At 37.5% G+C, this 21,955-nt stretch carries 18 protein-coding genes and 1 tRNA gene; 16 read left to right on the top strand and 3 right to left on the bottom strand.

Translation table 11 applies throughout. The features are described 5' to 3' along the window. The first annotated feature begins 124 nt into the window (after window positions 1–124). Window positions 125–1,423, top strand: a complete 1,299-nt coding sequence (locus DW862_RS08690) for a phage integrase SAM-like domain-containing protein (RefSeq protein WP_120067830.1) — start codon at window positions 125–127, stop codon at window positions 1,421–1,423. Window positions 1,424–1,776: 353 nt separating this feature from the next. Then, on the top strand, window positions 1,777–3,675 hold the full coding sequence (locus DW862_RS08685) for a DEAD/DEAH box helicase family protein (RefSeq protein ID WP_120067828.1): 1,899 nt from the start codon (window positions 1,777–1,779) through the stop codon (window positions 3,673–3,675). 192 nt (window positions 3,676–3,867) lie between these two features. Here the strand turns inward: DW862_RS08685 and DW862_RS08680 are convergent, their stop codons facing one another. Beyond that, window positions 3,868–4,332: a retroviral-like aspartic protease family protein gene (locus DW862_RS08680; RefSeq protein ID WP_120067826.1), complete on the bottom strand. Its 465-nt coding sequence runs from the start codon at window positions 4,330–4,332 to the stop codon at window positions 3,868–3,870. A 494-nt stretch (window positions 4,333–4,826) separates the two neighbouring features. Between DW862_RS08680 and DW862_RS08675 the strand changes: the two genes are divergently transcribed. From DW862_RS08675 to DW862_RS25855, 11 genes are all read left to right on the top strand, one after another. Beyond that, entirely contained in the window at window positions 4,827–5,096 is a 270-nt protein-coding gene (locus DW862_RS08675; RefSeq protein WP_120067823.1) for a hypothetical protein, read from the top strand. A 94-nt stretch (window positions 5,097–5,190) separates the two neighbouring features. Next, on the top strand, window positions 5,191–6,078 hold the full coding sequence (locus DW862_RS08670; RefSeq protein ID WP_120067821.1) for an AAA family ATPase: 888 nt from the start codon (window positions 5,191–5,193) through the stop codon (window positions 6,076–6,078). Then, a complete protein-coding gene (locus DW862_RS08665; protein ID WP_120067819.1) occupies window positions 6,044–7,129 on the top strand; it encodes a DUF3871 family protein in 1,086 nt (361 codons plus the stop codon). The genes DW862_RS08670 and DW862_RS08665 overlap by 35 nt, the downstream gene beginning before the upstream one ends. Before the next feature lie 8 nt (window positions 7,130–7,137). Then, window positions 7,138–7,593: a JAB domain-containing protein gene (locus tag DW862_RS08660; RefSeq protein ID WP_120067817.1), complete on the top strand. Its 456-nt coding sequence runs from the start codon at window positions 7,138–7,140 to the stop codon at window positions 7,591–7,593. 941 nt (window positions 7,594–8,534) lie between these two features. Beyond that, on the top strand, window positions 8,535–8,990 hold the full coding sequence (locus DW862_RS08655; RefSeq protein ID WP_152029281.1) for a hypothetical protein: 456 nt from the start codon (window positions 8,535–8,537) through the stop codon (window positions 8,988–8,990). Window positions 8,991–9,476: 486 nt separating this feature from the next. After that, the gene (locus tag DW862_RS08645; RefSeq protein ID WP_120067812.1) at window positions 9,477–9,884 is read left to right on the top strand and encodes a retroviral-like aspartic protease; all 408 of its coding nucleotides are present in this window, start codon (window positions 9,477–9,479) and stop codon (window positions 9,882–9,884) included. Continuing rightward, window positions 9,877–10,434, top strand: coding sequence for a hypothetical protein (locus DW862_RS08640; RefSeq protein WP_133304316.1), 558 nt, complete (start codon window positions 9,877–9,879; stop codon window positions 10,432–10,434). Before DW862_RS08645 ends, DW862_RS08640 begins: the two co-directional genes overlap by 8 nt. 100 nt (window positions 10,435–10,534) lie before the next feature. Continuing rightward, window positions 10,535–11,086 (top strand): leucine-rich repeat protein, encoded by a 552-nt coding sequence (locus DW862_RS08635; protein ID WP_120067807.1) that lies wholly within the window; start codon window positions 10,535–10,537, stop codon window positions 11,084–11,086. 128 nt (window positions 11,087–11,214) lie between these two features. Next, window positions 11,215–11,631, top strand: coding sequence for a hypothetical protein (locus tag DW862_RS08630; protein WP_120067805.1), 417 nt, complete (start codon window positions 11,215–11,217; stop codon window positions 11,629–11,631). Window positions 11,632–11,892: 261 nt separating this feature from the next. After that, window positions 11,893–12,327, top strand: a complete 435-nt coding sequence (locus DW862_RS08625) for a hypothetical protein (RefSeq protein ID WP_133304315.1) — start codon at window positions 11,893–11,895, stop codon at window positions 12,325–12,327. 150 nt (window positions 12,328–12,477) lie between these two features. Beyond that, a tRNA-Met gene (locus DW862_RS25855) sits at window positions 12,478–12,543 on the top strand. Window positions 12,544–12,655: 112 nt separating this feature from the next. On the opposite strand, the gene DW862_RS08620 is transcribed toward DW862_RS25855, so the two are convergent. Together DW862_RS08620 and DW862_RS08615 are read right to left on the bottom strand one after the other, a co-directional pair. Beyond that, window positions 12,656–13,432 (bottom strand): Cof-type HAD-IIB family hydrolase, encoded by a 777-nt coding sequence (locus DW862_RS08620; protein WP_120067801.1) that lies wholly within the window; start codon window positions 13,430–13,432, stop codon window positions 12,656–12,658. 163 nt (window positions 13,433–13,595) lie between these two features. Continuing rightward, complete coding sequence (locus DW862_RS08615) at window positions 13,596–14,099, bottom strand: RNA polymerase sigma factor (protein WP_004296608.1); 504 nt, start codon at window positions 14,097–14,099, stop codon at window positions 13,596–13,598. A gap of 592 nt (window positions 14,100–14,691) precedes the next feature. Here DW862_RS08615 and DW862_RS08610 point away from each other — a divergent pair. Genes DW862_RS08610 through DW862_RS08600 form a run of 3 tightly spaced genes read left to right on the top strand, consistent with a single transcriptional unit; the run spans window position 14,692 to window position 21,939 of the window. Next, on the top strand, window positions 14,692–16,047 hold the full coding sequence (locus DW862_RS08610) for an SWIM zinc finger family protein (RefSeq protein WP_120067799.1): 1,356 nt from the start codon (window positions 14,692–14,694) through the stop codon (window positions 16,045–16,047). Then, window positions 16,035–19,022, top strand: coding sequence for a DUF6493 family protein (locus DW862_RS08605; RefSeq protein WP_120067797.1), 2,988 nt, complete (start codon window positions 16,035–16,037; stop codon window positions 19,020–19,022). The genes DW862_RS08610 and DW862_RS08605 overlap by 13 nt, the downstream gene beginning before the upstream one ends. Before the next feature lie 13 nt (window positions 19,023–19,035). Beyond that, entirely contained in the window at window positions 19,036–21,939 is a 2,904-nt protein-coding gene (locus DW862_RS08600) for a DUF6493 family protein (protein ID WP_120067839.1), read from the top strand. Window positions 21,940–21,955: the final 16 nt, after the last annotated feature.

Genomic DNA, 21,955 nt, shown 5'->3' with positions numbered 1-21,955 from the left:
CTTTAGACTGGCTAAGATTTATGCATACCCCCAATGATTATCGGGTGAGCCGGGATGAAGGCTAAATCACACTGAAATTGCTAAATGTTGGTTTATTGTTGGTTTCTAAAAAACAACATCTAACATGCTGACTATTAGAGCAGAAGTCCTAAGAGCAGGACTAAAAAATGATGGAACTTATAACATCAAGATCAGACTGACCTATAACAGAGAGGTCAAAAGGCTGTCAACCAACTTGTTTGCTACACAAGCAGACATCACTAGGTCACTTAAACTAAAAGATGGTACTCCAGTTAAGTTAGCCACAGATAAACTGATACACAGTTATCAGGAAATATGTACTAAACTCCAACTTGATACCCAGAATTACACCTTAGATGATATTATAGCACACCTTAAAGGAGAACGAAGAAAATCCCAAGAGATTGACTTCATCCAGTTTAGCAGAGAGTGGATAGCTCATACTACTATAAAAGGAGCAGAGAATTATACAACAGCCCTCAATGCCTTTGTAGCTTTCTTGGGAAAAGAAGAATTGAACATCAGCCAGTTGAACAAAGGCTTACTGGAGAAGTTTACCTCTTACATCAACGCTAAAAGAGAAACTAAAGTTAAAGAACTGATTAAACAAGGTAAAAGAGTGCCATCCAATAGAGCTGTATCACTCTATTTAGGAAGCATCAGACACTTGTTTAATGAAGCTAAGATGAGGTACAATGACTATGACAGAAATATCATTATAATAAGTAATTCTCCTTTCGAAAACTTCAAGATACCCAAACAGGAAGCCACCAGAAAGAGAGCCATAGCAGCATCACTTATAAAAAAGATATATAATCTGCCATATCGATACACCAGTAAAGGAACTGAAATACAAGGTAGATATAATTTAGCAAAGGACTGTTTCATTTTATCCTTCTGCCTTATTGGTATGAACTCAGCTGACTTGTATTATTGCTCTGAAATGGAGGAGAATATCATTACCTATTACAGAACAAAAACTGCAAGCAGAAGAAATGATAAGGCTAAAATGAGGGTGGAAGTGCCAACCATAATAATGCATCTATTGGATAAGTACAAAGACACAACAGGACAAAGGCTATTTAACTTCTATCATTCATATTCAACAGCAGACAGCTTTAATAAAGCCATCAATTATGGTCTAAAAGAAATAGGAAAACTACTTAAAATTGATGACTTGGAATACTATGCTGCAAGGCACTCATGGGCTACATTAGCTGTTAATAAAGTAGGTATAGATAAGTATACAGTTCATGCTGCATTGAATCATATTGATGAGGCTATGAAAGTCACTGACATCTATATTGAAAGAGACTTCAAGATAGAGAATGAGGCTAACAAGAAAGTGGTTGAGTATGTATTTGGTAGTTATGGTGATCTGCCTAGTCCAGAAGTGAAGTAAGTTTAACACAAAAGAATCTCTGTAGTTGATTGAACTATGGAGATTTCTTTTTTAATATTTGATAACAGAAAATAATTTTCCCTTTACTTGCCCACTTCAAAAGAAATGCTGAATTTTGCAGCCCCTTTCTGACAAGTAGCTCATAATGCTATTTTGTTTAGTGTACTCCGAGAGGTGGCAAAGAGCAATACCTCTGAGTAATATTCATTAAGTTTTCGCGGGAAGAGAAAATGTATGCTTGCATATGGCTGTGCAAGCAGAAGAATTATTTTGTCGAATTTTCTATTTAAATTCTTGAAAGGAATGGAATAGTTTTTTCGACAGTATGTATAATATATTAAAAATAATCAAAAATGGAAGATAAAAAAAATGAGGTAACAAAAAAAGAAAAAGGTCTTTCAATTCATGAGATAGATGGAAAGACTGTTATTACTGCACCTACTGGAGCAGTATATCTCAGTGAGTTTATGATAACATTGCCATCCGGTATTTTGAATAAAAAGGAAACCGGATGTGGTGCAACTACTCTTGTATTAGAAAACCAAGAAAATGTAATTATTGCTTGTCCAACAAAACAGATGATAGTAAACAAAGTATCTCAATATCCTAATAAAAGATGTTCTTATGAACTGTTTTCTGTCCAAAGTGGAGTTAGTCAAGATGATATTGAGAGGTATATTTATAAATGCAAGGGAAAACAACCAATAAAGATAATGGTTACTTATGACTCATTTCCAAAAGTAAATGCGATAATAAAGCAACAAGAGCTCCTATATAAAGTTGTCGTTGACGAGTATCAGGAAATGTTGAATGCATATTCATATAGAAGTACCGTAATAAGAAACCTGTTATCAGAGCTTAAAGACCAATCAGATGTCACTTATCTCTCTGCAACTCCTATACCATATAAGTTCAAACCAGAGGAGTTACACGGATTACCTGAATATGAAATAGAATGGAAAGATACTATAAAAACTATACCATTTAGAATACAGGATGAACATCCTTCTACTTTAGCTGCTAACATCATTAGAAATCATAAGAGAGGGCATCCTTTTGAAATGAGAGGACACATTGTACAAGAATACTTTTTCTTTGTCAATTCAGTATCTACTATAAAATCTATTATCAGAACTGCTGGATTACTTCCTGAAGAAGTAAAGATTATTTGTGGAAATAATGATGCTAACAAGAAAAAGTTAGATGGTTTTTCAATTGATGATGCTACTGGCAAGAACAAGACTTTTACATTTTGCACAAAAACAGTGTTCTATGGTGCAGATTTTCATTCAAAGGCAGGATTAGTTATTGTAGTGAGTGAAGGATATGCTAAAAGTTCTCTCTTAGATATATCAACAGATATATTACAGATAACAGGAAGAGTCAGAACCAAGGAAAATCCTTTTAAAGATATTATTTTGCACATTTACAATACGGGAAATATGTGTGAAAGTAAAGCTGAATATGAGATGAAACTTAGAACTAGGCTAGATTATGCTCAAAAGACTATAGAAGCATATAATATGCTTCCTGTGGACTTAAGAAGCACTCTTACATGCAGGATTAAGTATGAAAGTCCAGAAGAATTTGTATTTTATAATGACAAAAAAGAGACAATAGAAATAGATAAATTAAAGATAGCACATACACAATATATGTTTGAGGTAGTAGATAATGTATATAATAATGGGATTTCAGTAAGAGAAGCTTATATAAAAGCTGGATATAATATGAAAGATGCGGAACATTATGAACAGAGTATACGTGACAATATATACTTTGGAATAAGAAATAGCAACTTTGAAGTGTATTATAAGACATACTCCAAAGAAAGGATGAAATCTCCTAATGTTAAATCTGCTTTGGCTGTAGACATAGAACAAAAATGTGATATAATACCTTTAGCATATAATTTATTAGGCGATGAAAAGGTTCAGAAATTAGGATACAATGAGTCCAAAGTAAGAGACCATGTACATTTTCATCTGCCAGAAACACAAGCTGCACTAAAAGAAGAACTAAAAATCACTTTCAAAGAAGGCAATGCATATTCACTAAAAGAGATAAAATATCAATTAGGACTATGCTTTCAAAAATTAAGAATTGGATTTACAGCGAAAGCTACCATGTTGTCACCCTACTTTAAGACTCGGTCAGTAAAAGTACAAGTTCAAGGCATAAGAAAAGATGGATTAAAAATTTTAAGTAAATGCTTCATGGCAATTAGCTTTAAGAAAAATGTCGAATTTTAGTTTTATTATCTTTAATAATAAATATATAAAAAATCGACACTTAACTCCAATCCCCTGTTTTCACACCAGAAGGCAGGGGTTGATATGAAAATGATAATTCCTTTTAGCATCAATACTGCTTCCCTGAATGAAAAGTAAATAATAAATTTACAAAAGTAGTAAATGGATTAAGAGTTCTGTTATATAATTAGGTCAATCAATATAGAGTTTACATAATTTATAGTCTATTCTCCATCCATATTTTTTCAAAAAATCACTGCCTAATAAGCCATCTACCCCTGCCATTTTAAAAGTTCCTTCCATATCAGATGAAGTCCACACCTGTACCTCATATTCAGAATTTTTATACTTTAAATGAATTTCGCGCAGTATAGTGCTTACACCCCCACCAATTCCCTTTGCAAAGCCTTTTCTTCTGCATTTCTTATAAGGAATTGAATTTAATACTTCAGGAGCAATAAGACATTGTGTAGCCCCTGTATCTATCAAAAAATTCAATTCCCTTCCACCACAGATTAGCGATATTATAGGAAGACTTGTAACTTGAAATTGTTCTTTAAATGAAATAGTATCTCTTTGACTGCTTCTAACAATACAGCCAATAATACCTATTACTATCCCCAATACTACTAAACAAATGCCATTAAAAGTTTCCATTGATACCTATTTATAATTACAACTTCATAACTGAATAAATCTACTTTGGTATATACATTAGCAAATGTAATCAATTAGCATTAACACTAAAACATTTACTATTAAATATATGATATTTTAAAGAAATACACCATTTAGTACATTAGAAAAGAAATGACAGAAGAATAAAAGTACATCTACTTGCCTAGTTTCACCTTAGAAGGCAGGGGATTGCTTTATATGTACATAACTAATATATAACACTTCTTACTGTCACCTGATATAGTATACCCTTAATATTTTTTATTTTTTTTCTTCAATTTGATACTTACAAGTGTACTCTAAGTCACAAAGTCTCCCTCCCCTTACCTTAGGAGTGGGATAGTCCCCCTATGCATATTGGGGAATATTGGATTTACATTATAAGCTCATTACAGTTAGCTCATTACCCCACCATAGTAACTGAATCAACAGCAGCAGAATAGTCTGTCTGCACAACAATAAAATACAAGATTATGGAAAAGTTAAAGTTCTTAGAGACAGTGACAGTGAATGAGTTCAAGGCTCAAAAAGGAGTAAACAAGATTGAGGTAAAACAGAATCCTTATACAGGTAAGTGCTTCTTTGTTTATGGCTGTGAAATAGGTGCAGTAAGTGACAAGTTTCTCAATGGAGAGGTTACCAATCCTGTTATCTCTCAAGTATGTTCACCTGATACAGGTGATATGTTCTATATGCTGCATCAAAGAGGTGAAGGTGGAGCTATGACATTAGCAACTTTATGACAGGTCTCAATGTAGACCTCAAGGAGGCAAGTTTATTAGGACTTGCTTCCTTTTTTCTTTATAGACTGTGTATAACAATTAATCCTATTCAGATATGTTGAATTTAAGAGTTTCATCCAAGAAGCAGGCTAAAATTAAGCTTGCTTTACAAGGCTGTGCAGGTTCAGGTAAGACCTATTCTGCATTGCTTTTAGCTTATGGTTTATGTAATGACTGGACTAAGATAGCCATTATTGACAGTGAGAATGGAAGTGCTGACCTTTATGCTCACTTAGGTGCTTATAATGTATTAAGTCTAAGTGATAACTTTACACCTGAAACTTATATACAAGCTATTGAAATATGTGAAGGTGCAGGTATGGAAGTTATCATAATTGATAGCATCTCACAGTGTTGGGATAACTTGCTTGAATACCATGCAGGATTACAAGGTAACAGCTTCACTAATTGGCAGAAGGTGACACCCAGAATCAATGCTTTCATGCAGAAAGTATTGCAGTCTGGAAGCCATATTATATGCACTATGAGGTGCAAACAGGACTATGTTCTAAGTGAGAAGAATGGCAAGATGATACCAGAGAAAGTAGGACTAAAAGCAGTCATGAGAGATGGTGTAGATTATGAATTTACCATAGTATTTGATATTAATATGAAGCACCAGACTATTGCATCTAAAGACAGGACAAACCTGTTTATAGGTAAGCCTGATTTTACCATTACACCTACTACAGGACAGATCATAGCAGATTGGTGTAATGATGGTGTCAATCTGGAGATGATAAGGAGCAAGATTAACAGCAGTAAAACCATTGAAGAACTGACTGCCATCTATCATGCTTATCCTGAATGGTATCAGCAGTTAACATCAGAATTCATGCAGAAGAAAGCAGTACTTCAGGTACAAAAGAATCAACCAGCTATTAACTATACCCCTAATTACATTAGATATGGAAATAATGCAGTTGCAGCCAGTCAGAGCTAATCTGATATACCCTAATAGAAATAAGGTAGATAATCCTTATATTCAAACAGTTGAGCCAATAGAAATCATCAACACAGGCATTATATCAACAAATCCTGTAGAAGCTGATTCCATAAGCACCAGAGAAGGCAATAAGTTACCTTTTATTGAAGCTAATACAAAGGAAGTAACCATGCAATACCTCAAGGAGGAATGTATTACACCTGTGTTCTCTAAAGATAATGAGGTTACTATATCACACTCCAGTTTCATTGAAACAGTATGGGAAGCAGCTAATAAAGTGTTCTCCAATGAGAGAATAGAAGAACCTGCCATTAGGGTAAGCCATGTTATCAAAGGTAGGATACCGGAAGCTATTCATAAGCCAGTGAATCAGCTACTGGAATCTGATAAAACCATCTACTTTGAGAGAATGATGTTCTGTTTTGAGATACCTACCATATATGAGGATATTGCAGGTAACAGACTGAATTTAACCATAGGTGGAGTAAGAGCTTATAATCACATGAATCTGTACAGCAAGAAGAGTGCAGAGAAGTTTAAAGTGTTCATTGGCTTTAAAAATCTTATATGTTGTAACATGTGTGTCTCAACAGATGGTTACAGGTCAGAATTAAAGGTTATGAGTACAACTGAATTATTCAATGCAGTGATGAGGCTGTTCCAAGAGTACAATATAGCCCAACACTTGTATTATATGTCAGCCTACAAGGATAGCTATATGAGAGAATCCCAATTTGCCCAATTCTTAGGCAGATGCAGATTATATCAATTCTTACCTGTAGACCAGAAGAAGAAGTTACCACAGATGCTAATGACTGATACCCAGATAGGATTAGTTGCCAAAGCATATTATAATGATGACAACTTTAGTACCCTTTTGGACAGCAGGGAAATCAGCATGTGGAATGTGTACAACTTACTAACTGGAGCTAATAAAAGTAGCTACATTGACAACTTCTTGGACAGGTCGCTTAATGCCACTCAATTGGCTGAAGGACTTAATAAGGCTTTATATGGTAAAAATGAATATAGTTGGTTCATTAATTAGTGTATCTTATGGACAGTATAATGAATGTAGCAGAGGTTCAATTGAGCTATAAAAGCAATGTCAAATCATCAACTAGATACAAGATAAATAGCTCACAGGATGCCTATGAACTATTGATAAAGTACTTCCCTGATGATACAATAGAATACAAGGAAAGCTTTAAAGTAGTACTGCTTAATCAGTCTAATAGAGTATTGGGTATAGTACCTATTTCAGAAGGTGGAATATCTGCAACTTATGTAGATGTAAGATTGATATTACAAGCTGCCTTATTGGCTAATGCAACACAGGTAATATTGGCACATAATCACCCTTCTGGAAGCATGAGACCCAGTACTTTGGATGATGTTTTGACTGAAAAGGTCAAGAAGGCAGCAGAATTCATGGAGATTCATGTAGCAGATCATGTAATCTTAAGCCCAGAGAAGGAATACTACTCCTATTATGATGAAGGAAAACTATAATACTTAACCTTCTAAGGTCTACAATATCCTACCCTCTATTAAATCCATCCCCCTCTGCTGTTATTATACCATTATGATGGGAAATTTCTCCTGTCTCACTTTCTTACATATTATATATACAAAGTAAGTGATGCTGAATAGCAAATCAGAGGACAGTTTAATAGAGGTTGACTGCCTCTTCTAATATAGATTAATGGTATTTGATTACAGGATAGAGAGATGTGCTGCTATAATAACTTAACCACTTGAGGTTCGGTGAAGTATGTAAACATGAATTGTAGCAATAGTTAGTAAGTTAGACTAAATTAAATGTTGATTGAATTATGTGTGAGATTATCTTGATTCTAGTGGGGTTTGTCCTCATCAGTATGATACTTAAGGATTAAGAGGTTATATGCTTCTTACTATGTGATTTTATTGTTGTTGATAGCCCTAGTTCTGTAATGGACTGGGGCTTTTAAACCTATTAGAATGGAAGCTTTATATTTAATAGCGCAATGGAGTGAAGTGCTTATTGCAGGTACTTTATTTATCTATTGTGCATACAAGAAGTAAGGTTAAAGACTACCTTTGCATGCAGTTAAGGATATAGCCCACACCTATGGTACTGATATGGCTTTAAACCTATTAAAAGTAGCTCTCAAATGATGAAGTTTAACTGAAAAGTTCTAACTTTGCAGCATGAACTAATTAAATGAGAACTAATGAAATAGAAGTTTAACAAGACATATTAGCTAAAGAAGTGTTTGCTTCTTACTTGTGACAGTCCTAAAATTACCACCTTGAAGACTAACAATCACAGCAGTAAGTAGTGGATACTCATACCATTAGGTGTGGGCTTCCCTTATATTGTGTGATTGTAGGTATGTGGTAATACCTTGGACTCCCAATAAGGTTAGGCTCACACTTTCTTTTGTAGTATGCTACAAAAGGAAATTATCATGAAGAAAAGGTGTTGCTTATTTTTGTTTTTCGTTTTGCTAAGTTGTTATAATATCAAAGCACAAAAACAGTATGAGGTATTAAGAAGTGCAAAGTACATATCTATCATGATTGATGAAGATGACTTTCACTCTAATCCTGTTTTGAACTTTTTCACAGGTGAACTATGTGAATATTTTAAATCTTTAAACATCATTTGTCGTATAAATAAATCGCTAAATGATTTAGAACCTTGTGCTAAATGTATTTATGTAGAACCTATCTTTTCAGGAAAGGCAAATCTTGATACGAGAGGTGTATGGCAATACTATTTTTATAAAACTAAACTCTATTATTACACAGCATGTCCCCAAGAAGAAGATGACAATGAATATACTATTGATTTAGGTAACATAGTTACAAAGACAAGCCATGGAGCTTTAAAATCCATATTTAAGAAGAAAATTGGCTTATAATTCTCCACTACAAAATTAATAATATGATAAAATACAATTCACAATTGACTTTCCGAATAGTATTTGGAATGTTACTATTCTGTTCTACAATAGTTAAGGCTCAATTAGTAGGAACTAATGTTCACAATTATACAGATTTTTACAAATACACTTATATAAAAACAATATCTAATAATATAATGAGATATGAATGCTGGGAAAAAACTCATCCTTATTTTATAGGATTACAGACAATAAGTGTCCAAAGTAATATCATTCTACAGTATACTTTTGGTATAGAAGCAAAACATGCTATACCTCAATGCACGAAGTTTGTACAAGACAGTTATTATGAAGTACAGAATTCATTACGTGAAGGATGTATATCACATCAGACAAGAGACAATGAAGACATTTATCAGATGCCTGACAACATAGAAGTCATACTGCACTACAATTATAAAGATGGAAAGAACTCATACACAATGTGTTCTACCTTAAAATAGTATGGAACACAATCTATCGTTTTCTATAAGTAAGGTGCAATTACCTCTAATTATAGTTAAGGTAAAGGAAAAGTACATTTGCTTCATCTTGGATACTGGAAGCACCTGTAGCCTGATAGACAGTACTGTAGTAGAATATTTCAAGGATATAGTAGAACCAGTTGGTGACTATTATATCAGTGGAATAGAAGGAACTAAGCACAAGGTAGATATGATTACTCTACCTTTTAACTTTGAAGGTCAGGTTTATAAGCCCAAATTCTGTGTAAAACCCTTACTTGATACTTTTAAAGGCATTGAGGATGAAAGTGGAATACAGGTACATGGGTTACTAGGAACTGACTTCTTACTGGAGAACAAGTGGATTATTGATTTTAATGAACTTAAAATACTTAATAATAATGGATAAGTCCAATACTAACATCGTCACCTTGGCAGTTGTTTTCATGATAGCTATATTGCTTATTGCAATATTATGTAATAACAGCAAAACTAAAGAAGAAACCATAGTTAATCAATATGATTACACTATTAAAGATACGGTTGAAGTAATTAGAATAGCTCCCTTCTTAAAGAATACTACATATATCTGGAATAATCTTCAAGAATATGGAAGGAAAGCTACTATTACAGACAATAATTATACACCAGCACAAAAGTATGAATTAAAGAGAGTTACTGTAGAGTTGAAAGGAAATATTGCTATTGTAGGCACAGACTGTTATATCACTCACAAAATTCTATCTGCTGAATATTATAAATTCAGTTACTTTGGTGATAAAGAATTAGCTATATTACACACTAGTAAAGGTGAAATTAGAATTGCAAAGGTTGGTGAAGATAATGAAGGTTTTATTGAGCAATACCCCATATCTATTAAATATGGTAATTACTTAGTGGAAACTCCTAGTGCTTCTATTCATACTAAACTACCTAAGGTATATAAAACAATGAATTAATCACATAAAAAAGAGATTCAGCAAAGTAGCAAACTACTTGGTACTAACTTCTTACTGGAGAACAAGTGGATTATTGATTTTAATAAACTAAAGATAGAATATGAATTGGATAACCAAGCTATTCCCTAAAGATGAAGTATTTGATATTGAAGGGATGTCAATGGATAAATACAGAAATACACTGTTGCAAGTGGATAAGAGCAAGTCTGGTAAGTGTTATATACCTAATGGTGTTCAGTTTATACAAGAGAAAGCATTATCAGATTGTATCATGCTATCTGATATTTACCTTCCTGACAGTGTATTACAGATTCAGAGTTATGCTTTCAAAGGATGTACTGGCTTAAAATCAATTAATATTCCACCAAAGGTACACTATTTGCATAATGGTACATTTGAAGGTTGTGTTAATTTAAAAAAACTATATGTACAATGTATAACCCCACCTATCTGCATTGATGATGTAGTAGAGTATTTTCCCTCTAATAGTGAGATGAAGTTATGTATTAACCATTCAAAAATCAAAGAGAGTAGTTCTTGTTTTGCAGGTATTGATATGAATCAATGTATTCTTTATATTCCTAAAGGTTCTTATGAGCTATATTCTCAAAGTGAGATTTGGAGGCAGTTTAAGGTCATAAGACAAGGTTAAATGAATTAAAATAATTAGATGTTATAACGATGAATAGAAGTAGAATATGAACACATGAGCTATTCTCCATATCGACTTCTTATTAAATAATAAGCAGAATCTTAAATCACTTAAATTCTAAGATAAATATGAATAAATATATAAGGTTAGTATATATATTGATGTCCTTATTTATCCTATCTATAGGAAGTTGTATAAATAAAAACAAGCACAAGCAGTCTGATATGCTTGAAGATGAAATAGTTAATACTAGTACCATTCACCATAATACCAATTTACCTGATAGCATAATATCAGCCCCTAATGAGCTAGCTTACTGGAGTTCAGTGGCATCTTCTCTAAATTATGAATTGGTTTATATTGCTAATAACCTATATAAATTTGGATTTAAGGATAATGGAAAGGGTTTACATGATTTATCTTATCAGATTGATTGGTATAATCAATGTACACCTATATTTATTCAATACTTCAACTCCCATTATCCTAATGAAAGTATTTCTGACAAAAGAAAGGTTACAAGAGTATTAAACGAAATTGTTTAATTATATCATAAAGAGGAAGAAGAAGGAGGAACAGCAGGAGAAATCACTTCCTATAATATCAAAATTCCTATACTAAGATATAAGACTATATCATTATATAAAGAATGCATCTCTTCAACTAAGGATAAGAAAGTACAGAACTTATTAAAAGATGAAATGCAATGCTGGATAACTTTTATAGAAACATACACTGACTACCTTGATAATATTATATGTATAACCCATTTGGGAGGAAGTATATGTACCCCTTACCTACTATCTATGAAACATAGTCTATTCATAGATAGAATTGAGGACCAAAAGCTAGTCATTAATATATTGAGAAATAACCATCAATCCTGTAAGACAGTTACAACTAGCATTTCAGAAGAGCTAGAGGCTTTCAATAATGAGTTGAAAAAAACAAGAGATAGAAATTATGATCCTGACTTTATTACTGATGATGCATTCCAACACAGTAAGGATTGCTCCTATATGATGAGCTTATATGATAGTACTTATATTGAAGCAAAGCAGAATAGTAAAATTGTTAAAAGGCAGATAACTAAATGGTATGCAGCTCGACAAAGAATTGAAGTAGCTCTAAAGAATGATAGTGTTCAAGCAGACGCCTATGAGAATGCAACAATAAACTATATTCATGAGTTAACTCAACATGTTAAATCAATAGCTCCAGTAAGTGCTGGCACTGAATAATAACCATATAAATTAAATAAATATGAGACAGAAGCAGGAAACTTAGCACAATCCAAGTGCTATTGGTAGTATACTAGTAATGCTACCATTGTTGGTCTATAGTTGTTCTATAGACTATCACAGAGATTATTAACTCACTAACATACAGTAAGTTCAGTTGGTTAGAGCAACAGACTCATAATCTGGAGGTCCTTGGTTCAAGCCCAAGATGGCCCACGAAAAGCTCCTGTAAGTATTTCACTTACAGGAGTTTTTCTTTTATACGGTCAGAATAATGAAATTTACAAAATTAGAAACAGTGCTCCATATTGAAATAAGAATATCAATACTAAATGATTCCAAAGTATTTCAAAGCCTTACACAAACCGTCATTCTCAACGGTATCAGTAACAAAATCGGCTGAAGCCTTGACAGGCTCCGATGCATTTCCCATAGCTACCCCGATTCCGGCAGCTTTCAGCATAGGAATATCATTACCGCCATCACCGCAAGCCATTATTTCCGCCATCTCAATCCCATAATAATCGGCAAAAGCTGAAAGTCCGGTTGCCTTACTGATTCCTGCAAGGTTCACATCAGCAAATAAGGGATGCCAGCGTGATAAGGAAAGGTTAGGCAGAAGCGGCATTACTTGCTGTTCCATTTCATCATCGATATAAAAACAAAGCTGGCAACACTCTTTTCTGTCAAATAGTTCTTCAATGTCTACAACGGCAGGGATGGGATGTTCCACGATTTTGGCTATCCGTTCGACAGTCGGAGTCAGCCGATTGACAAACACGCCTTCATCCAGTTCAATAGCAACTGCGAAATCAAAAGCTTTTGCTATTTCCATGGCTTTCTTAAAATCATCCTTTGGAATAAGGTGTCTCCTTATCACAGTGCCATCCAGTAAGACACAGTCAGCTCCATTCAATGCAATAATTCCATCATACGGAACAGCAGCTATTTCATGAAGGTCGCCTGCCGCTCTACCGGTAGCAATGACTATTCGAATCCCACGGTCATGAATCTCCTTAAGAGCTTCAACAGAAGATTGCAATATTTTATGAGTTTCAAAACTCACCAATGTTCCATCTACATCGAGCATGATTGCTTTTATCATAACACCTATATTTTTTATTTACAGTCTATTACCCAGCGACAAAGTTACTGAAAAAATCCCCATAGCAGGTATACCTCCAATACATAAAACAAAAAAGGCAAAAGGAAACAAGATCCTTTTGCCCTATACCTATTGATACCTACTGAAAAATGATAGTTAACGTTTAGCGGAAGTCCTTCAACTCTTCCTGTAATTTCTGACGGGTAAAGAATATGCGGCTTTTTACAGTACCTAACGGAAGATTCAACTTCTCTGCAATCTCACGGTACTTGAATCCTGAAACGTGCATAGCAAACGGAACTCTGTATTCTTTAGGCAGAGCATTGACTACGCGGTGCATTTCCTTTAAATCGTAAGCTCTTTCTGTACTTTCAAAACCTGACTCTTGTGGCAGATTCAGATGATAGAGGTTTTCAGTCTGATCGACAAATGTCTGATCGCGCACTACTTTACGGTAATTATTAATAAAGATATTCCGCATTATAGTATACATCCATCCTTTAAAATTTGTGTCGGGGGTATATTTGTCTTCGTTATCCAATGCTTTTAATGAGGTTTCCTGTAACAAATCGTTTGCTTCTTCACGATCGGTTGTCAGTTTGTATGCGAAGCGGAGTAATTCATCCTGTACTCCTATCAGATCTTTCCTGAAGCTTAAACTTTTCATATACGCTATTTTTAAATTGTGAGTATTCGTTGTTATAATTTTGATGTTGCAAGTTTACGGGTTTTCAACAAATGTGGCAGGTGAAGAACAGACATTGTTTAGGGGAAAATCTATCGGTTGATAGAATTTAGGTCATTTTTGATAGTATTCAGGTGGTTTTAATGGCCGGTATAGCAAAAATCCCATTTTGAAGTCACACCTGACTCAAAATGGGATAACACAAACAAAACAAACAATATTAGCGATTTTCACAAACAGCTGTCTTTTTATATTAAAAAATTCATAAGACTTAATTTAGAATATGTCGCTTAAACATTCTATTTATGGGAACAAAAGTATTACTTTCTGGTAAAAAGGAACGCATGATTTAAGAATAGTTATAAAGAATAATTGTTTTATGTATAAAAAATTGTGCCCAACTATAAAGAATTGTATTTCATAACTTAGTACAAAAGAGGCATAAATTAGTCTTTCGGTGATATTCTATAATATCACACATTCCAAAGTGATGTAAATTCTCCAACTTCTTTTTTCACATAAGAATTAATTTCTATATTTGGGCAATGTACAACCAAATACCAATTTATTATCTATGACTGATACTATTTCTTATCAATATGCAGCTCCTTCCACATTGCAACGGTCGGCCGATCAGGACGAACTGTTTCTTGCCAAATATAGCGAAATAGAAAAGAGAGAAGCCCCCTGTTTCTTTTGGGGAAAGCTGACGCAACCTTATATGACGGCACGTTGCCTCATTGCGTTATCCAATGTTGTGCAGTCCAGTTTCAACCTGACACCGGCACAACTTACAATGCTGAAAGATCCGATTGTAACAGCTGGAAATAACCGTCTGCGCTTTGAAGGATTTTCTAATTGTGCAGGTGTATACGCCAGGGTCGATGTACTTCCTGATGGACACGACGGAGAATTCTTGGAAAACGGGACAACGAATGTAGATTTTAATCCCGGAATGATTTCCGCTTTAGGAGGAATAGGCAGACAAGAAAATGTAGTAATGTCGGTCGGCCCCAAAGAAGTGGGACTCTATAATAAAGGTGAGAAGGTGATAGAGCGAAAAGTACCTCTTCCCGTAAAATGGATAAAGGGACTGACTACGGTACAGATTTATCAATCCGTTGCCGAAAAGGTCTATTCCTTCAATCGCATACAAACCTTACAACTCTTCCAGACACTACCGAAAAGTAGTGTTAAATGTGACTATTATTTAGTAATGCGCGGTCAAAAACCGGCCTTTTCACCGGTGAAAAGTATGAATGCCATCTGCATCGGAGGACTCCACCGTTTGCGCTTACTCGAACCCTTGCTTCCGTTTGCTGATGAACTGAAAGTATTTGCACATCCTACTATGCAATCTACTATCTGGCAACTCTATTTCGGTCCGGTCCGCTTCAGCCTTTCTCTTTCCCGCGAATGTTGGAGAGGATTCTCCGGAGAAGGTGCCGCACTGGAATCTCTGCTCGAAGATGTACCTGAAAGATGGATAGAGGCGATGGATAAATACAGTTACGCCAACCAACAGTTCAACCCTACGCTTTTTGCCATAGAAGAACATATTGACCTGGATAAGGTAGATTCTCTCTCGGCACGATTGGCAGCAATGGGTTTGTTGGGATTCGATTTGGATGAAAACAGTTTCTTCTACCGCCGCCTACCTTTCAAAACCGAACGTATTTTGAGCCTCAACCCGCGAATGATAGCTGCAGAAAAGTTGCTGGAAGAAGACAAAGTAGAAATCATTGCGAATGATGGCAACCGGACGGAAGCCCGTGTTGCAGGAAGCGGAGGAGTGAGGCATACCGTCATTCTGGACAGGAAGAACGAAAAAGAACGTTGCACTTGCACTTGGTTCAGCAGTAATCAGGGAGAACGGGGAGCTTGCAAACATATTTTGGCAGTAAAGAAACTAGCGCAATGGAAGAACTAAAAAAAGAACAGGAGAAGTTATCCAAAGCCTATGTGGATACTCCGAAGAATGAAGAGAAAATATTAATCCCTTTTATCAAGAGATTATTGGAGTTGCCAATGAAGGACAGGCGGAAGTTGCTGCCGCTTATCCGGGAATTGCAATGGATAAAAGGCAGGTTCGCTGGTTTCAGCAGTGAGACAACCTGTAGTGCGGCACGGGCACATTTTCTATCGGCAGTACAGTTTGTATGTGCCAACAGACGGGAGATGGATATGGCATATCATGTGAAGTTTGATATGCTTTGCAAACTACTCCCGCTTTACAACCCTACCTGGATGACAGATTTTATCAACGATGACAAAACATGGTTCAATTTCGATCTCAATTACGAAGAACTGATGCAGCTCATAGATATGGGTTACCTCAAAGAAATCGCTCCAAGCCGCATTGCACATGTACTCCCCTGGATTACCCGCATCAGAAATAAGAATCCCAAAGGAGACGATACTTTCAACAGTGAACTACTACTCAAACGGGATATTACACTGAAAGAACACATCTGGACGCTTTTCGAACACGAATCAATCATCGGTTATCAGGATGATTGTGCCAAAAATGCTTATAAAAAAGGAATCACAACACGGGATGAAAGTATCAGCGCGGCCCTCTACCGCTTTTCATTGGACGGACATCTGGATAGAGAACAGCTACTAAGAGCCACCCTCGCCACTTTTCACCGGAGCTTCAAAAAAGACATGGCAGGATGGTTTGCCAGATTCTTTGAAACGCTGCAACCGACCGCCGGAGAATTGCTATCCTTACAGGAAGAGATCATGCAAACATTCACTTCTTCCTACACCAAGCCGGTAAATATAATGTTGCAACAGTTGAAGAGCATTGCAGACGAAGAAGGATTCCGTTATCAGGAATTCATCGAACGGGCAACCACCCTTTTCTTCTCCAGTCCCAAAAACTCGCTATTAACCATTTACTCCATCTTTGAAAAGATCGTTGCGCAACATTCCGAGATGAAAGAGCCTTGTTGTATCACTCTCTGCCAACTATTCTTGAAGAAGGACGAAAGCCTGCAAAAGAAAGCTGCCAACTTTATTTCAAAGTATGGGGATGCCTCTTCGTCCAATCTTCAAGAAACACTACAGTCTTATCAACCGGAGATGTTTCAAAGCGTGCAAGCGATACTCGCATCTTTCAAGCCACAGTCTATAGATTCACAGTCTACAGAACCACACCTTGCAAAAGAAGCAAATGCAACAGATACAGGTGTGACAGAAGACATTCTTCATACAGAAGGAAAGAATACAGAAAGAAATAGTACAGATGAAAATAGTACCGATAACTCCCTCCTCTCCGAAGAGCCATCTCTGGAAGCCATCCGCATTTGCCGGGAAGACAACCGTATTCCATTCCCTGCCGACAAAGAAGATTTCCTGTTTCAGCTTAGCCGTTTGTTCGACATGGAGGAGAACTGGGAGATAGAAACAACGATTGCCGCTATCATTGCTTTCCATCCCCAACTGGATAAAGAAGACCTCAACCGGATGGAACCTATTTTCCAACGGGCAGCCAATATTGTTGCCAATAGTTGGGAACCATACGAAGATCTCCTTGCCACTTTCCTGTTGGAATACCAACGCTTATGGGCACAGACAGACAACTCCAATACAGGAGTTTTGAGAAACATGTTCACCCGGCTGGAAGAGAAACTGAAAGGAATAGATAAAAACAGAGGAGCTTACGACGAACGTTCCTTCAAACGACTTGCTGACTGGAAACCCGGTTACAGCAACGCAACCTGTTTCATACCTATCCAACAGTTATGGCTGAATGTGATCCGCCAAATAAAAGGAGGAAATTCATTGCCATTGCTTTCTACTCCCACCCATACCCCGGCATACCTACAAGCCACCGAACTGATACGCCGGCTTGCCGCATATCAGGAAGCAGGAAAGAAACCTTGTTCGTGGGATTTCCAACTGGCTATTGCCCGTTGTGCTCTGGAAGACAAGGAAGAAGCCATCGTCACCGCCCGGCAACTGTTGCAAGATGAGTACCTGCATCTCTGCCTGTTCCTATTGGACGAAAACACGCAACCCGAACCGCCCTACAACCATCCGACCGCTTGGGTAGCCGCCGGACTGGTAAAAGCACCGGAAACGGAATTTGCAGCATTCAAGTCTTTCTCCTGTAACACATTGCCACACAATCATCTGACAGGAGACTACGAGTGGAAAGAAGTGAAACCCAAAGAAAACTCATACGAAACGGACAGACGCCTGCTTCAACTTGATTTTCACAAATGGCACAAATATATCGAACGCAACAGCCATCAGCTATGGCAGGAACATCTGATTATTAACAGCAAATACAACATGGATGACTCCCGCTACATGGAACCTCTATTGTGTTGCTACCCTAACCGCCCGGAACCGTTGATAGCCCAGATTATCTCCAATTACATGGCTTTCGGCAGTCCGCAGGAAGACAGCAAACGCACCCTTGCCTGTGCCTTGCGCATGTTGTTGTCTTTCCATTGCCCGCTCAAAGAAATGAGTCTACTCCTATTAAGCGGCTCGCTGCTTTTTGTAGACAAAACAGTCCGTTCCTATGCAGCGGAGTTATGGGTAGAAGGACTCTCCACAGGAAGAATAAACAACCACCGGGTAGGAGAAATCCTGGCCCGGCTTATCAACATGGAACTTGCTCCGTTAAAACGCTTCACCACACAAGTGTACGAAAGCATGTACAAACGAAACGCTTTCCACAACCGCCAACTGGAAGAATTGCTCACTGTATTTATCAGCGGATTGCCCGACAAACCCGTCACCGGACTCAAACAACTGCTCGAACTCTATCTGGAACTATTGACCATCAACCGCAGCAAAGTTACAAACGAACAACTCTTGCAACGCCTGCAAGAATGGGCAACGAACAGCAATTTGAAGAAAGTGACCACTTCACTCAACAAACTATAATTAATTCATGATTATGACCCTAGAAGAACGCCTCAACGAAATAGTAGAAAAGCAACAGGGGGATGCTATCATCCCCTTTCTGCAAGGACTCACACAGGAAGAACGAAAGAGCCTGGTACCCCGCCTGAACAAACTGGAAGAATACTACAGTAAATTCGTGCAACTTAACGAGAACACATACGGTACACGGGGGACTTCCGCACAGCATCGTATCATCAATCTTACCGCTCTCGTCATCTATTCGCTGAAAGAATTCCGTAAACACCAATGGGGAATCAACACCGAGCAACTGAATGAATTAACCCCGTGGTACGTTCCCTCCTGGCTCGACAGCTTCTTCAAAGAAGGTGAAGGCAAAGAATTCGGCGGTTTCTACGGAATGGATTACGAAGTCCTGATGGATTGGATAGAGCAGGGAATACTTACTGTGACACCTTCTCCACAAACCATTGCGGGTTATCTAGTGAATTATATGAATAATACTGATTTCCTGCAAAAACGCGAAATCACACTTAAAGAACATATTTGGTATCTCTTTGAATACGACTGCGGACAAAATTGGATGGATAACCGGAATGGCGGACAACCTTATTTTTCTTTCAGATACTTCGTAGAACACGGACAACTAGACCGTATGCGTGTGCTAAAGGAATCTCTGCTCGCTGTCAACCGAAATATGAACAAGAATTTATGCGGCTGGTTTGCAGGCATGTTTACCGCACTTACCCCCAGCATAAAAGAACAACTCGCATTACAACCGGAAATATTAGCCGTCCTGTCCGCCCCTCACAGCCGCCCTGTCAATATCATGCTCGGACTGCTGAAGGGCTTATGCAATCATCCGCAATTCCGGATCGAAGAGTTTCTGAATCAGACTTCCGTTCTTTTCGCTTCAGATGTGAAGGCAGTCCATCAAAACACATTAGCCGTACTTAACAAGCTGGCAAAAGAAAGAAAAAAATTTCGTGACGCCATCTGTTGTGTTGCCGCACAAGGATTAATGAGCCGGGAAGAATCCACTCAAAGCAAGATAGTCAAACTGATCCTGACGTATGGAGAGACGGAATCTACCACATTAAGAGAAGCACTCGCCGTATATACGGAAACGATGTTGGCAAACACTAAAAAAGAACTAAAGGCTTATCTGGAGAATAATGAGTCTGGCCATACTTCTGCCCATAATGAAGCAGCTCCCGCCCACTCCGAGCAGCCCGACAACGATTCCGCCTCTTTCGTGTATGAACCGATACTCCCCATCATCCGTGAGGACAACCGGATACAGGAAATTGCTTCCCCCGAAGACCTGCTATTTCTTGCCAGCCAAGTGCTGGATGGGAACGAGATCTATCACTTCGACCTGTTACTCGGTGCCTTAGTGCAATGGGACCGTCAACAGGACACAAAACAAATCTCACAATGGACACCCATCCTTCAACGCGCTTACAAACTACTGATGAGCGGAGGAAGTTCACGAAACGGCCTATTAGACCAACTGATGGCAACTTTCCTCCTTGATTATGCAAAACTACTGGTTAAACGCTTCCCTAAAGAAGCAAAAGAGCTAAGTGACTTGCATCAGAAAATGGTACAGAAAGACGAACTGCAGAAAGGTAAATGGAACTATCGTAATCTGCAGAAACTCACCATCCGTCAGAAAACGAACCAAAAAGAGAAATTTCCTGTTCACAGGCAGCTATTATGCCGGACACTAGATCTTTTGGAGAGTAAGGAGAAACCTTTACCCCTATTGTCCACTCCCACCCATATGCCTATGTTTATTGCCCCGGCAACCCTGATAGAAAGATTAAAACAATATCAGCAAGCAAACACTGAGCCAGACGATATGGATATGCAAATAGCACTCTCACGAGTGGCATTGGATAATTCATCACAAGAACTTCCTATTATCCTCCAAGACTTAAAGGAAGAATACCAGCGCTTACTTTCTTTCTTGTTGGGAGCAGAAGATGTACTCCCCCAAGCACCCTTCACCCATCCTTCCTGGTGGATGACAGCAGGACTAATCAAGTCGCCGGAAACAATCTACTCCGAATTCAAAGATTTCTCATACAATAAAGGTCCACGCGAGTTCCTGACTGGAAACTTTACGTGGAGAACTTATCTGCGTACTCACTCATATACCGATTACAACAAAAAAGTAGTAGAATGGAACTCTGCAACTCTTACTTTCGATATTCCGGAAAGCAAGAACTCTCATGTAGCCAATAAAAACGAATACAATGAGAAAATCAGTTACCATTCATACGATTCGCATCCGTTAGTAGTCGAAATGTATCCGCTGATAGAGCGCTTCGACGATATACAAAATGACTTGCCACGTTTAGCATGGTTAACTCCCAATATGCCGGAACCATTATTAGTATGGTGTATCCGCAGTGCCATTTACGATCCGATGTTAAATGAGGTTAGGGAAATAGGCATCACCAAAGCCACTATCGAAGCACTTCATCAGTTAAGACACACCTGGCATGAGGCGTCTTACATACTGGAAGCCAGTTGTATGTTGGTAGCAGATAAGACTTCCCGTTCTTATGCCGCTGAAATCTGGATAGATCGTGTCGGCAAAGGATGCATAGACAGTAAGCGCATAGGTACAATCTTAGGTTCACATCAACATACCGGCTGGGGACCGCTGAAAAGACTCACCGACCTGATACAGCAACAAATGATGAATGTCAGTCCCCTGCACAACCGGGAATTGGAGAATCTAATCGTAGCAATGCTGGCCGGACTTCCGGAGAAGCCGATCAAAGATTTAAAGAAGTTGTTGGAGATCTATGCGGAACTGTTATCAATCAACCACAGCAAAGCCAAAGACGAACAGGTTTTGCACCTGTTGAATGTTTGGAAAGGGGGCGCTAATCTGAAGAAAGCAGTGGCTAATATCCAACATTAAGAAGATTGTTGCAACT

It is taken from the genome of Bacteroides sp. AM37-9, from assembly GCF_003603455.1.
In the GTDB taxonomy this organism is placed as follows: Bacteria; Bacteroidota; Bacteroidia; order Bacteroidales; family Bacteroidaceae; genus Bacteroides; species Bacteroides xylanisolvens.
The sequence above is the reverse complement of the archived record's forward strand: the minus strand, read 5'-3'. Positions and strand labels throughout refer to the sequence as shown.